General features: G+C 61.8%; 12 protein-coding genes. 8 read left to right on the forward strand and 4 right to left on the reverse strand.

All coding sequences use genetic code 11. From position 1 onward, the window contains the following. The first annotated feature begins 74 nt into the window (after positions 1 to 74). The 8 genes from VVR12_RS01330 to mutM all read left to right on the forward strand — a co-directional run bounded on the left by VVR12_RS01330 (position 75) and on the right by mutM (position 7213). Positions 75 to 1004: a DAK2 domain-containing protein gene (locus tag VVR12_RS01330; RefSeq protein ID WP_368549316.1), complete on the forward strand. Its 930-nt coding sequence runs from the start codon at positions 75 to 77 to the stop codon at positions 1002 to 1004. Next, entirely contained in the window at positions 1004 to 3535 is a 2532-nt protein-coding gene (locus VVR12_RS01335; protein ID WP_368549317.1) for an ATP-dependent DNA helicase RecG, read from the forward strand. Before VVR12_RS01330 ends, VVR12_RS01335 begins: the two co-directional genes overlap by 1 nt. 60 nt (positions 3536 to 3595) lie before the next feature. Beyond that, positions 3596 to 4168 (forward strand): 16S rRNA (guanine(966)-N(2))-methyltransferase RsmD, encoded by a 573-nt coding sequence (gene rsmD, locus VVR12_RS01340; protein ID WP_368549924.1) that lies wholly within the window; start codon positions 3596 to 3598, stop codon positions 4166 to 4168. A gap of 30 nt (positions 4169 to 4198) precedes the next feature. Beyond that, entirely contained in the window at positions 4199 to 4675 is a 477-nt protein-coding gene (coaD, locus tag VVR12_RS01345; protein ID WP_368549318.1) for a pantetheine-phosphate adenylyltransferase, read from the forward strand. 97 nt (positions 4676 to 4772) lie between these two features. Next, positions 4773 to 5333, forward strand: a complete 561-nt coding sequence (locus VVR12_RS01350) for a YceD family protein (RefSeq protein ID WP_409349864.1) — start codon at positions 4773 to 4775, stop codon at positions 5331 to 5333. Between the two features lie 40 nt (positions 5334 to 5373). Next, entirely contained in the window at positions 5374 to 5577 is a 204-nt protein-coding gene (rpmF, locus tag VVR12_RS01355; RefSeq protein ID WP_188358776.1) for a 50S ribosomal protein L32, read from the forward strand. A gap of 9 nt (positions 5578 to 5586) precedes the next feature. After that, entirely contained in the window at positions 5587 to 6270 is a 684-nt protein-coding gene (rnc, locus tag VVR12_RS01360) for a ribonuclease III (RefSeq protein ID WP_368549320.1), read from the forward strand. After that, the gene (mutM, locus tag VVR12_RS01365) at positions 6263 to 7213 is read left to right on the forward strand and encodes a bifunctional DNA-formamidopyrimidine glycosylase/DNA-(apurinic or apyrimidinic site) lyase (RefSeq protein ID WP_368549321.1); all 951 of its coding nucleotides are present in this window, start codon (positions 6263 to 6265) and stop codon (positions 7211 to 7213) included. The genes rnc and mutM overlap by 8 nt, the downstream gene beginning before the upstream one ends. Before the next feature lie 69 nt (positions 7214 to 7282). Here mutM and VVR12_RS01370 read toward each other — a convergent pair whose 3' ends face one another. The 4 genes from VVR12_RS01370 to VVR12_RS01385 form a co-directional block, all read right to left on the reverse strand. Next, positions 7283 to 7795, reverse strand: coding sequence for a DUF2231 domain-containing protein (locus tag VVR12_RS01370; RefSeq protein ID WP_368549322.1), 513 nt, complete (start codon positions 7793 to 7795; stop codon positions 7283 to 7285). Positions 7796 to 7971: 176 nt separating this feature from the next. Further along, entirely contained in the window at positions 7972 to 10047 is a 2076-nt protein-coding gene (locus VVR12_RS01375) for a PhoX family phosphatase (protein ID WP_368549925.1), read from the reverse strand. A gap of 172 nt (positions 10048 to 10219) precedes the next feature. Then, positions 10220 to 11302, reverse strand: a complete 1083-nt coding sequence (locus tag VVR12_RS01380) for an NAD-dependent epimerase/dehydratase family protein (RefSeq protein WP_368549323.1) — start codon at positions 11300 to 11302, stop codon at positions 10220 to 10222. Next, on the reverse strand, positions 11299 to 13992 hold the full coding sequence (locus VVR12_RS01385; protein ID WP_368549324.1) for an alpha/beta fold hydrolase: 2694 nt from the start codon (positions 13990 to 13992) through the stop codon (positions 11299 to 11301). Before VVR12_RS01385 ends, VVR12_RS01380 begins: the two co-directional genes overlap by 4 nt. Positions 13993 to 14011: the final 19 nt, after the last annotated feature.

Here is a 14011-nt window from a genome sequence, read left to right on the forward strand (position 1 = left end):
CGCTCAAACTCAGCCTCTAGGCCTGATCCGCTGGTATAGAGTAGACACGAAGACCGCCATCCGAGAGGAACGCCATGAGCTATCCCACCGCTGACATGTTGACCCTCTTCACCCCGTGGATGCGCCAGGCCCGCCACCATCTTCGTCGTTTCGAAGAAGAGATCAACGCGATGAACGTATTCCCCGTTCCCGACGCTGATACCGGCTCGAACCTGCTGACCACCGTCTCGGCCGCCGCCGAGGCGTCCAGCCCCCAGGAAGGGATTCAAGCCGCCTTCCACCGGGCACGGGGCAATTCGGGTACTCTCTTCAGCGCCTGGCTTTCGGCCCTAGTGCGTTCGCTGGGCGTGGAGGGTCGATTCACGCCCGAAGCCCTGCACGTGGCACTGTTTACTGCTGCCCAAGCAGCGGAAAAGACGATGAGTGCGCCGGCCGAAGGCACCATTCTCTCGGTCATGCAGGCCCTGGCGAAGGCTCCGCTGACTGGCGAGATGCCGGAACACCTGCATTCCTTGGCTCAGGTGGCCGTCGAGGCCGCGCGGGCCACCGGCCAAACCCAGCACGAGGCCGCACAGGCCCATACCTACGACGCCGGTGCTGTAGGACTGTTCATCGTGATCAACGGCCTGAGCATCGTCTATTCTGGTCGCCAAGTACCCGAGACCGAATACACCCAGTTGTTGAAGCCCCCGAGCCGGCTGAACACCCCTCACCGGCAACGGCAGGACGAGGTAGAGCTGATCTGTGAGCTCGCCGCCGACGTATCAAAGATCGCCCAATTGCGCTCCGACCTGACTCCGCTGGGGGATTCACTGACCATCGTCCCGGCACCCGAAGCTGGAGCCGAGCCCCAGCGGTGGCTCGTGCACCTGCACACCGCACAGCCCGACCGTGCAGTGGAGCGCGTGCGCCAGGTGGCAGAACCCGACAACCTGCGCTTCACCTCCCTCGCCGACGGGAGGCACGAACCGCACCCGTCAACTGACCGGCCTCAGGACGGCTGATGGTAGCGCGGAAGAAAACTCCGACCCCCTCCGCCGCCCAAGTGAAGGCCCAGCAGTCGTACGCCACTGAAGCGCGCCTGGAAAACGAGAAACTTTCCAGTTATCTTTCTACTCAACTGGCCAACAGCATTAAGAAAAACCTCGGTATCGCCACCGTGGGTGAACTGTTGGAATACTATCCGCGCAAATATTTACCCCGCGGTGAACTGAGCTCATTCACGCAACTGGTCGAGGGCCAAGAGGCCACACTCATTGCGCGCGTTCTCAGCGTGAATACCCGCTCGATGCGCTCGCGACGCGGTTCCATCACCGAGGTGGTGATCACCGATCGCCTGGATAACGATCAACCCTCTGACCTCGGAGCGACAACGGGGCGTTTCAGCGCCGAGGTGGGGCGGGCCGATTACCGTTTTGCATTCGGGGGAACAGGCGCCCCCAACATGGGCAACCCCCGCATCAGCCACCACGCGGCCGGTTACTCCGATAGTTACGGCGCTCAGCAGTTGCCCTTCGATTCCACGGCGGCGTTTGGGGCCTTCGGTGGCCCCGCCCAGACCGTGGTGGGGGATCAGTCTCGCATGACGCTCTCCTTCTTCAACGCATGGACGGCAGCTCGCGAAATACACGCCGGTGACGAAGTGATGTTTTCGGGCAAGGTCGGTTCCTACCGCGGTGAACTGACGTTGACCAATCCGCACTACGCCGTCCTGGCCGAGAACGCCGCGCGCATCGAGGGGGCCTCGTCTCAAGCCATTGAACGCGCCACCGCACGAGCCAATGCGCCGATCCCGGTGTATAAGGCCACCTCGAAGCTACCCACCGATCGCATCGCAGAAGCCATCGAGAAAGTTCTGGATACCGCGCCGCTGAAGCAGTTGGAAGACGCGGTTCCAGCCGACATCCGGCGCGACCGAAAAATCCCATCGCTGGCCTGGACCCTGCGCGCGGTCCACATGCCAGACTCCGAAGAGACCTGGCGGGCCGCTCAGCACTTCTTGCGATACCGAGAAGCCTTCATCTTGCAGGCCGCCCTGGCCCGTATTCACGCCGCGCGGCGCGCCCAATCCACCGTGGCGCGTCCTGCAGTGCCTGGCGGTTTTGCCGATCGATTGCTCGAACTATTGCCCTATGAGCTGACCGAGGGGCAACAGAACGTGGGTGCGCAGATCGCCGCGGACCTGGGGGAACAAACCCCGATGAACAGACTGCTACAGGGCGACGTGGGATCGGGAAAAACCGTGGTTGCGCTCCGGGCGATGTTGCAGGTCGTCGACAACGGTGCCCAGGCGGCCATGCTGGCGCCCACCGAGGTGCTGGCCGAGCAGCACCATCGCTCGGTGCTGGAGATCCTGGGGGATCTGGCCACCCCTGGACTGCGGGATACCGATCGCGAGGGCGTCAACGTCGTGTTGCTCAAGGCATCTCTACCCGGCGCGGTCAAGCGTCAGGCGTTACTGGATATCGCCTCGGGCGCCGCTGACATCGTCATCGGGACGCACGCGCTGCTCTCCGAGGCGGTGCAATTCTCCGACCTCGGCATGGTCGTCGTGGACGAGCAGCACCGCTTCGGCGTCGAACAGCGTGATGCATTGCGCGGGGCCGGGGGAGAGCTACCTCACCGCCTGGTCATGACCGCCACACCCATCCCGCGTACCGTCGCCATGACCGTCTTCGGCGACCTAGATACCTCAGTGTTGAACCAGCTACCCGCTGGGCGGCAGAAAATCCAAACCCACGTGGTTCCCCTGGCGGAGCATCCCCGCTGGGCGGCGCGACTGTGGGAACGCGCTCGCGAAGAGATCGAGGCCGGGCACCAGGTCTATGTGGTTGTGCCGAAAATCGGTGCGCAAGACGACGGCGAGGACGCACCCGCGCTGGGCTCCAGCGCGGCCGCGGAGGAGAGCGCACGCGGGGGGCAGCTCAATTCGGTGGCGTCTGTGGCGGAAGAGCTACGCGAGAACCAGAGTCTGCACGGGGTACGCATCGGAACCCTGCACGGGCGGATGGACACCGAGGCGAAGTCATCGACCATGCGCGCCTTCGAACAGGGAGAGATCGACCTTTTGGTCTGTACCACCGTGATCGAGGTCGGGGTGAACGTCCCCAACGCCACGTTGATGATCATCATGGACGCGGACCGATTCGGCATATCGGGCCTGCATCAGTTGCGCGGGCGTATCGGTCGCGGCAATTTACCCGGCACCTGCCTCTTGGTGACTACGCAGGACGCCGCTGGTGTCTCCCGCGAGCGGCTCGAAGCGGTTGCCCAGACCACCGACGGTTTCGAGCTTTCCCGGGTGGATCTGCAACAGCGTCGGGAAGGCGATATTCTGGGGGCTGCACAGTCGGGGTCGAAGTCGACGCTCAAACTCTTGCGGGCGCTCACCGATGCCCCTCTCATCGAGAAGGCGCGGCAAGACGCCTTCGCCGTGCTGGAAGCTGACCCCACGCTGGCCGCCCACCCCGATTTGGCGCGCACCCTCGACCGAGCGGTGACCGCCGACCGCGAAGCCTTCCTGGGGCGCGGATAGCCTCATCGGCACGCCCCCATCTTTTTGCCCCCGTATTCATCATCGAACGCCTCAGGAGGCATCATGAGCCGAATCATTGCCGGCAGCGCCGGTGGATTGCGCCTAGCCAACGTCCCCTCGGACAACACCCGGCCCACGACGGACCGGGTGAAGGAGGCACTGTTTTCCCGGCTGGAATCCTACGACGTGCTCTCGGGGGTCAGGGTTCTCGATCTCTTTGGTGGTTCCGGAGCGTTGGGATGTGAGGCATTGTCGCGGGGAGCGGCACACGTAGACTTCACCGATACCTACCCCAAGGCGGTAGCGGTCATGGAGAAGAACGTGGCCGCGGTGCTCAAGGCACAACCGGCGTCCACGGCGCGGGTGCATCGGATGAGTGCCTCATCTTTGCTCTCCGGGTATCACGGGGCGGGATGGGACCTAGTCTTTATCGACCCTCCCTATGCGCTGGAGAACGGCGAACTTGTTCAGTTGTTGCAGTTGCTCACTCCACACCTCGGGGAGGGCGCTGTGGTGGTCATCGAGCGCTCCTCGCGTACGGCTGAGCCTCAGTGGCCCGAGGGGTTAGAGTGCTTCTCGTCGAAGAAGTATGGGGAGACCACCCTTTACTTCGCAGAACCTCTCTCTTCATAGGCGCGCTCGCATCGCTGTTACGCTAGGGGCATGCAGTTAGTGGTTTGCCCGGGGTCTTACGACCCTATTCATAACGGACACGTGGACATCATCACCCGTGCGGCCAAGATCTATGGCCAGGTGTTGGTGGCGATTGCCCATAACTCGGCGAAGAACTATAGTTTCTCGCTCGACGATCGCCTGGCGATGGCACAGGAAACGTTTTCCCACCTCGACGGCGTCTCTGCGGAGGTGATGCCTTCGGTGTTGGTGGCCGAGTATGCCCGGGACAAGGGGGCGCACCTGATCGTCAAGGGAGTGCGTAACTCATTGGACTGGCAGTACGAGTCGCAGATGGCGGCGATGAACCGCCATCTCACCGGCGTGGAGACGGTGTTCCTCAGCTCCGATCCGCAGTGGTCGCAGATGTCGTCGACGCTCGTGCGAGACGTCTCCTCGTACGGCGGTGACATCTCCGAATTCGTGCCCCTGGCCGTGCAACAGCGATTGAGAGGGCGCACCCGCTAACGTTCACTCAGACGGACGCGGCGGCGTGGTTCCTGGCACATCTCGGTTGAATAGCGGTGGAAGTTAAACTACTATCGTTAGTTGGTCAATGTAATTCATGAGGGAGTTCGTCATTTCACGAAAAGATTCATCGCCCCTGAAGATCTCGGTTCGAGATCTGAGTCATCGACCGGGGACCATGGAAACCCTCGATGAAGTTGTACCAGCGCCCAAAGACTTTGGTAACGCTCTGATCGGAGCGGAGGAAGGTTCGGATATTGATCTCAATCTCCGACTGGAATCCGTTGTAGATGGTATCCTGATAACCGGCACTGCCACCGTGGAGGTTCACGGAGAATGTAGCCTGTGCCTGGATCCGGTTGCAGAAACCGTTTCAGCAGATATTCAAGAGCTCTTCGTTTTTGAAAAGGCTCCCGCTGGTGGAGCCGAAGACGAGGAAGATGAGCAGTACGCTGTCGAGGACGACGCTGTCGATCTCGAACCTGCGCTGCGGGACGCAGTCATTTTGAAGCTGCCGTTCCAGCCCCTCTGCAAGGACTCTTGCCAGGGCCTGTGTTCCGAATGCGGAATCCGCCTGGAAGAAGACCCGGGGCATCACCATGAGGTGCTTGATCCGCGTTGGTCTGCCCTAGCTGGCATGTTCAACGAGGACAAATAAACTTAATACAATTGTAAATTTCTAGAGAAGAGAGATAGCTGTGGCTGTTCCTAAGCGGAAAATGTCCCGTGCTAACACCCGCGCCCGCCGTTCCCAGTGGAAGGCAAAGGTTCCTCAGCTGGTCAAGACCGTTGAAAACGGCAAGGTAACCTACTCGTTGCCTCACCAGGCCAAGCTGGTCACCGACTCGGCAGGCAATGCACTGTTCTACGAGTACAAGGGCCGCAAGGTAGCTGACGCATAATTAGTTAGCATGAAAAACTCTGATTCATCAGATTTGTTGAAACGTCTCGGTGTCGATATCGACGCCGAGACGTTTCAGCATGCGCTGACGCACCGCTCCTACACCTATGAACACGATGGCGCGCCCAATAACGAGCGGCTCGAATTCCTAGGTGACTCCGTGTTGTCTCTGGCGATCGCCGAAGAGGTGTTTCGGCTCTTCCCCGAGCTGCCCGAGGGTGAGCTGGCCAAGCGGCACCACGTGGTCGTCTCCGCCTGGGCTCTGGCTCGCGTAGCGCGCGATTTGAACCTCGGGCCGCACATCCGCATGGGCAAGGGAGAGGCAGCTTCGGGCGGTGCAGATAAAGACAATATTCTCGCCGATACGATGGAGGCCATCTTCGGCGCCTGTTACCTTTCGGAGGGCAGGGACGCCGCACGCGACCTAGTGTTGCGTTTGATTGCTCCGCTGTTGTTAGACGAATCGGTGCGCGAGGCCGGCCGAGACTGGAAGACCGACCTGCAGGTGTTGGCCCAGGGGCAACGGCTGGGGGATATCCGCTACGAGGTCACCGGTACCGGCCCCGACCACGATCGTACCTATTTCGCCACCGCCTGGGTCGGGGAGCGCGCCTTCGCACAGGCCAGCGCATCGAGCAAGAAGGAGGCCGAACGCATGGCCGCTCGAGAGGCCGTGAGGGTTCTCGGTGCCTGAGCTACCCGAGGTCGAAACTGTCCGGGCCGGCCTAGCAGAACACATTCTGGGTGCGAGTATCGAGGCGGTTGAGGTCCACGATGTCCGTTCCATCCGTCGCCACCGGGCAGGCCCCGCCGACTTTGTCGATGGGCTCACGGGTGCCCAGGTCGACGATGTGGCCCGTCGCGGCAAGTACCTCTGGCTACTCCTTGGTCGGGATGGTCAGCGTGAGACACGTGCGGCCGTAGTCCACTTAGGGATGAGCGGGCAGTTGCGTCTGAAAACTGCTGATCTGCCCCGGGAAAAACATTTAAAGATCACGATGTTTCTGCGGTTGGCCGATGGCAGGCAGACCGAGTTGCGCTTCGTCGACCAACGGATTTTTGGCGGGATCTTTCTCGACCCGCTCACGGATGTCCGCGATGAGTCGGGAAACCCTGCCGCGGGGGCGTCCCGGTCGATTCGTGGCGAAGCGGTGGTTCCCTCCAGCGTCTGCCACATCGCCCGCGACCCGATCGACCCGCTCTTTTCGGAGCGTGACTTTAGGGCGCGTCTTCGGCGAACGTCTACCGGGATCAAGCGGCTTCTTTTGGACCAGTCCGTGATCTCCGGTGTGGGAAATATTTATGCGGACGAGGCACTGTGGCTGACAAGGCTTCACTACGCCAGACCCGCTGACAGGCTGACGGCGAGCCAGACGCGGGAGCTTCTGGCCGCTCTGCGCACGGTCATGGACGCCGCGTTGGCGGCGGGCGGCACGAGTTTCGACGCTCTCTATGTGAATGTCAACGGCGAGTCTGGTTACTTTGACCGGTCGTTGAACGCTTATGGGCAGGCCGGGCGGGCGTGCCCGCGTTGCCAGGAGAACGGGCGTACGTCGATTATCGTCCGTGAAAAATTCATGAACCGTAGCTCGTTCAGATGCCCGCACTGCCAGCGGGCGCCGCGCGGGCATCTGTAGCAATCGAAGGTGCGTTGAGTATTTCTGACGCCCAACCGTTCCTGTAACCTCTGCGGTGGGTTAACCTCGCTAGTTCGTCCACACCAGACCGGCACCGGTGTGGCCTGCCATGAAAGTCAACACCAGAGTAGCCAGGGAGGCCAATACGGCTGCCACCACGATGAGGGTGCGGACGATGCCGCTGGAGAGAAAACGTGCCGATGCCTGCACCAAGCGCGGGTTGTAAGCGCCGCTGATTTTTTCGCTACCGAGCCAATACAAGATGGAAACGGCGCACAGCGCCAGGGTAGCGCCGGCGGCCAGGTCGCCCAATTCTCCGTGCGGACGCCAGTTGACGTCGGTGGTGACCTCGCCCAGCATTTCGCCGGTTTGCTTGGTGATCAGCGCCATCAGGGCGGTAAAAATACCCATGATCGGCAGGAAGACGCCCACCCGTACGCGGGCCTTGGTTGAGACAACCATGACCAATTGCAGGAGGGCGAAAAGTACCATCAGGCACACGCCGAAGTGAACAAAGAGAGGATGGAAGGGAATGCCGTTGAAGGTCATGATTGCTCCTGATCGTTGACGAAGAAGACCCACGGTGGGCTCTTTTCTCTTGATACTAGAAATTTTTGCGGGCCCGCGCACCCAAGTTCAGCGTTACTACACACCAAGCTAAGGCTTTCCAAAGAAGAAGGCGGTGGCCCCCCTTACTGGGGGACCACCGCCGTCTCATACCGTGCTCACTCTCTTATGGAGCAAGGGATGGCGCAGCTCTAATTGCCGTGCTTGTAGACCTGTACCACCGAGGGACGAGGAAGCGCCTCGGCACCGAAACGGGCCTCCACTCGAGGCAACTTTTCCTTCTTCTTGTTCCCACCGCCGTAGACATAGTCGGGGAAGTAGGAGTGCGGTTCGGCGAAGGTGCCGTCTTCACCGGGGTGCTGAACGGCGACGTACACCATGTTTTCCTGGTCGGCAATCACGGGGCCGCAGGTCTCGGCTTCGCGCGGAACGGACAGGAACTGCTCCACCTTGCCGCGCTCGGTGCCGGTCAGGGCCACCTTGAACAGGCCGTCGTTGTACTGGATCGTCGAGGGCGCACCGTCGGTAGAAATCCAGAGGTTGCCCTTGGAATCGAAGGCCACGTTGTCGGGGCAAGAAATTGGGGAAACCTGCTTGGGATCGAACCCAGCGAAGTAGGTCGAGTTGTCCACGGCAGGGTCACCGCAGACGAGCAACAGATCCCAGGTGAAGGTCTTGGACGCCACCGAGTTACGGTCCTCGGTGATCTCAATGACGTGACCGGAGCGGTTGTTAGCACGCGGGTTCGGCTCGGTCGCGCCTTCCTTACCGGCCTTGCCACGGTCGGTGTTGTTGGTGAGCGCGGCGTAAATCTTACCGGTCAGCGGCGAGGGCTCGACGTCCTCGGGGCGGTCCATCTTGGTGGGGTTCATCTTGTCGGCGGCGATACGGGTGTATACCAGAACCTCTTCGACCGACATTCCCGGAACCAGGGACTTGTTGCCGTCGGTCAGCTGGATCCATTCACCGGTACCGTCGAAGGCGCCGTCCGAGGGCAGCTTACCCGAACCGTCGATCTCGGCGGCGGGGGAGTCACCGGTGAAACGGGCAACGTACAGTGAACCGTTGGAAAGCAGACCCATGTTGTGCTTGCGGTCGCCTTCGATGTAGCGGTCGCGGGCGACGAACTTGTACATGTACTCGAAACGGGAGTCGTCGCCCATGTAGGCCGCGACCTCACCGGTGACCGGGTCAACGTGGATGTTGGCACCCTCGTGCTTGAAGCGTCCCAGTGCAGTGTGCTTGCGCGGAGGTGCGGTCGGATCCTGGGGATCCAACTCCACGATGTAACCGAAGCGATTCGACTCGTTCTCGTATCCGGCGTTCTGGGCGGAGAAACGGGGGTCGACCTCTTCCCAACCGTGCGGGGTGGGGCGGTTCTTGATGGTGTAGCGAGCGAATTCTTCGGTGTTCTTGCCCACGAAGAAGTTGTCGAAGTTTTCTTCACCCGAGAGCACGGTGCCCCACGGGGTGTAACCACCCGAGCAGTTGTTGTTGGTGCCCAGGGCAACGGTGCCGGTCGGATCGGACTTCGTCTTCAACAGATCGGAACCGGCGGCGGGGCCGTCGATGACGAACGGGGTGTCCATGGTGATGCGGCGGTTGCGCTTGCCATCGACCACGTACGTCCAGGGTGAACCGACCTTCTTGCGAGTCAGCTCGACCACGGAGAGACCCATCGCCATCATCGAGGTGCGGATGAGCTCGGGGCGGTCAACGCTGAACATCTCGGCCGGGAACATAGCCTCTTCGTTGATGTATTCGTGGTTGCAGACGAGCACGCCGGTCAGCGGGTTCTCCGCGTCGGGGATGATGGTCAGGTAGTCGTTGTTGTAACCAAACTGCTTGGCTTGAGCTGCAGCGGTTTGACGGTGGGGATCGAACTGAGGTGCGGAGGAGAAGATCGGGTCGCCCCAGCGGATGATGGGTTCCCACTTGAAACCGTCGGGAACGTTGAAGGCATCGACGTCCTGCGGTACAGGCTTGATGGGGGTGAAGCTGAAGTTGGCACCCGACTTACCGCGGGTCCAGGAGTTCGGGTTCGCACCGGGCTTGGCGAATGCGGAATCGGAACCGGCCACACCGGTTCCAACGACGACGGCGGCGCCTGCCGCCAGACCGAGAGCCGAACGGCGGGAGATCGCCGACTCGAGGATGTCTTTGAAATAGCGGTTGTCGGAGGTGTTAGCGTCCGGTTCCAAGCAAGCGTTATTACACTTCAGGGCGCAGGTAACTGCCGATCGCTTACCCGATACGTGGTTCCACATGGGGAGGAAGCGTCGGGTGGTTGCCGGTGCGATGTTTTTCTCGGTCACGTCAGAGTCCTTTGTCGATCAGACGATAGGTTGTGTGTTGCCGTAGAGGCTTATAGGACTATCTCAGTACAACGTTAAGGACAACGGAGTCAGAGATTAACCGAGGGTAGAAGAAAGTTAACTTCTAGTGATGCTTTCGCAGGTTTCGGAAAGTATCACCGTAGTAAACGCCCAGACGATGGTAGCCTTCTTCGATTGACACCTTGGGTGTCCACCCTAGTAGTTCGCGGGTTTGCCGCTGATCGAACCAGTGGGAGGTTGAGAGTTGCTCGGCCAAAAAGCGGGTCATGGGCGGCTCGTCCTGCCCGGGAAGGACGCCCCACACCCGTTCGATCACACCGCCGGCAGCAGCGGCCACCCGAGCGGGAACGGAGAAGCCCGGCGCGGGCACACCTACCGCCTGGCACATACCCTCGATGATCTCGGCCACCTCGCGCGGTTGCCCGTTGGTGATCACCAACGGGATGCCGTGGATTTTGTCAATCCGCTGATAGCCGGCAACGATGGCGTCGACCGCGTTGTCGATGTAAGTGGTATCGATCAGGGCGGTACCGCCATTGAGGTAGGGGAGCCGGCCGGCAGCGCAACGTTGCAATACACGCTCGACCAGCTGGGTGTCTCCCGGCCCCCACACGATGTGCGGGCGCAAGACACCCACGGCCATCTGCTCGCTATCGGCACTCAGGGCAAGATTCTCGGCGATGGCCTTCGTCCGGGCGTAATGACCACGAGCCAGCTCCGGGGTAGCGGGCCCGTTTCCGGCTCCCATGAAGGAGGTACCCGTATGGGCTACCGAGGGCGAAGAGATGAAGAGAAACTTCGCCACGCCCAGATCGCGGGCCTTCTCCAACAGGGTACGGGTTCCCTGTACGTTGGTGTGCAGGAACTCGTTGTACTTGCCCGCAAAAGAAACCTTCGCCGCAAGGTGCACCACGCCGTCCGCATCGGCCAATGCTCGCGAGACAGCTGCGATATCGGTCACGGCACCGCGTACCTGACGCAGGCGGTTGCGCACGGACTCGGGCAGAAGGGTCTCAAGCTGGGCATCGGATCGTTGAAAGACGGTGACCTGATACCCCTCACGCAGCAACTGCAGTGCTACCTCACGCCCGAGCATGCCCGAGGCGCCGGTGACCATAACGTGTTCACCGCGCGGGGCCGCGAAATCAGCCTCTGTTACGGAACGTTGCGAGAATACCTTGCTCACGCTTTCTCCATCTTTGCCTTATGACCGGAGAGCATCGCAGTGGCCCAGCGGGAGAGCTTCTCACGGTCGATCTTCGAATTATGACGCACGTCGGTGGGGTGCTCACGCACCACCAATACCGCGGCGAGGTCGATGCCGGTCTCCTGAAGTACTTGAGCGCGTACCGCCTGAGTCAATTCGGCCGAAGCCCGGCCAGCACGGGCTGCCAGGGGGTCGGTTTCTACGACCGCCACGGGGGTGGTACAGGATTCCGGACCCACTCCCACCACGGCGGCGCGCCGCACTGCAGACACTTTCTCTGTCGACTGTTCGGCTGCTACCGGGGTCAAGACACCCTGACCGGTGACCATGACGTGCGCCAGGCGTCCCTCTACCCAGAGTCGGCCGGCGGCATCGAAATGTCCGACATCTCCGGTGTGGTGCCAACCGGGGGTGGAGGTCGAGACGCGCTCGGTAACCCAGAGCGTGTCGTAACGATCTTTGACATGCGGCGCCGCGACCACGATCTCACCGGTCACGCCGGGCTCGGAGGTGGTCTGGGACGAGGGCTGGCCGGCCTCATCGAGAGCAGCGATACGGACCTCGGCCCCGTAGACGGCCGTACCCACGCAGACTCCGGATCCGGCACCGAGCATGGGGGCATCACCCTGCCCGTCAGCGACCGCCTGACGAATCTGCTCGAAAGATACGTCGGTGATCGGAAGCGCCTCCGTCATACCGTAGGGCGTGTGGATGGAGGCGCGGGGGACCAGCGTCTGAACGGCCTGCAGCAGTTGCACCGGCAAGGGCGCACCGGCGGACAGGACGGTCGTAACCCGCTCCAGTGCCTTTCGCTGCGCGGTGGTGAGATCGCCGGAGGTGGCAACGATATTCATCATGGCCGCCGGGGACACAAACACAGTGTTCGCATCGATGGCTGCGGCGGCTGCAGCGAGCGCCGAAGCGGTCAAGGTCTTGGGCTTGGTGACGTCCATCTTCGGGGTTACCGAAGTAGCCCCCAGCGCGGGGCCGAGTAGGGCAAACGGGGCGAAACCGGCCACGAGTCCGCTACCGGAGGCTAGCTCGTAGGTGTTCTGAATGGCGTCGCGCATGCCCGCCAGCTGACGTTGGGTGTACACCACGCCCTTGGCCGGGCCGGTGGAGCCGGAGGTGTAGAGCACCGCGGCGTCATCGTCCGGAGCCGGGGTGTGTGCCGTGAATTCCGTACGGTCGGTGAAATCGCGCAGAGATGCGACGGCGCCTAGCGCGCGGGTAGCCGGTGCCAGCAACGAGTCTGCGGCAATTCGTTTTCCGGGCCAACCGAGGGTACGCGCGGCGACCAATGCCGAGGAGATACCCACCAGGAAATCCGGACGCGCCCCCTTCAGAGCGCGGGTCAGACCCTTGGCCCCCAGCCCGGTATCAGCGACCACGATCACCGCACCAATCTTCAGGCAAGCGTAAAGCAACGCGGTGAGACGGGAACCAGGGGGAACCATCAAGTTAACACGAGACCCGGGTCGAACACCCTGGGCGTAGAGACCGTTGGCGAGGCGGTTGACCTCGGTGTTGAGCTCTGCCCAGGTGAGCTGAGCCGCCACGGCGGTCTCGTCTTTGGTGCTCATATCAACAACCGCCAACGAGTTATCGTCAGCGCGATTGGTCAGACCCGAGATCATCGGGTGAAAAACTTTGGTCTCCAGCCATTGCGCACGTGCCTCTAGGTGCGCCTCGCGAGAGGTACGCCCCTGCACGAAATGCTCGTTCAGCCAGTCGAAAAGCGGGGTGGCGATGTCTTCGTCGTCCATCACCAGGTGTGAGGCCTTTTCGTAGCGGTGCACGTCAGCCTGGGGCAAACGAACCTGCAGATCCTTCATATAGCGGCGTTGGAACACCGGGTCTTTGGTTCCCCACTGGAAGAAGGCCGGCACCGCTAATTCGCGAATTCCCTCGGCGATCTGCAACATCGTCGAATAGGACGGCGCCTCGTGGCCGGCGGGGATATCGGCGACAAACTGACGGATGCCCGCTCGGAGTGCGGGGGTGGAATAAGGAGCCGCGTAGGTGCGGTAGACCTCTTTATCGAGGCCACCGTGCTGGGCCAAGTGCAGGGTGACATCGAGAAAAGCGGTCGATTTTTCCGTACCCCAACCGTGAATGGCCGGGTTCAACGCCAGCTGCAGTGCGGCAGGGATCTTCTTCGTCTCGTCGTGGTAGACCGCCGTATTGGTCAAGGTGACCGCGCGTACCAGGTTGCGGTGTTCCAGCGCCCAACCCAGCGAGATGAGGCCGCCCCAGTCGTGCGCCAGAGTGACCACGGGGCGGTCGGTGCCGTCGAGGCCGCAGGCCGCGGTGAAATCCCCGAGATCGTTGACGCGGTCGGCTAGACGACGATTGCCTCCGGTTCGCTCCGAGTAACCCATATCCAACTGATCCACCGCGATGACTCGCCACGGATTCTCGGCGGTGAGTCCACCGGCCACCACGGACCGCCACAGGTACGACCACGTGGGGTTACCATGCACGGCCAGGATCGTGCCCACCGGTGTGCGGCCGGCTTGTTCAAGGGCCGGGCCGTTATCGAGGTAGTGCCACCGACGCGTGGTGCCGGCGTCTACCGCGGAGGTGGAGGTGACGCTGATCGTGTGAGACCAAGCGGGGTCGACCCCTGGCCACTGGGCGGGCTGAGGCGCGGAAGGCTGTTCGATCATGGGCGCAAATCCTTCAGAG

This window comes from Rothia sp. LK2588, from assembly GCF_040946465.1.
Taxonomy (GTDB): Bacteria; Actinomycetota; Actinomycetes; order Actinomycetales; family Micrococcaceae; genus Rothia.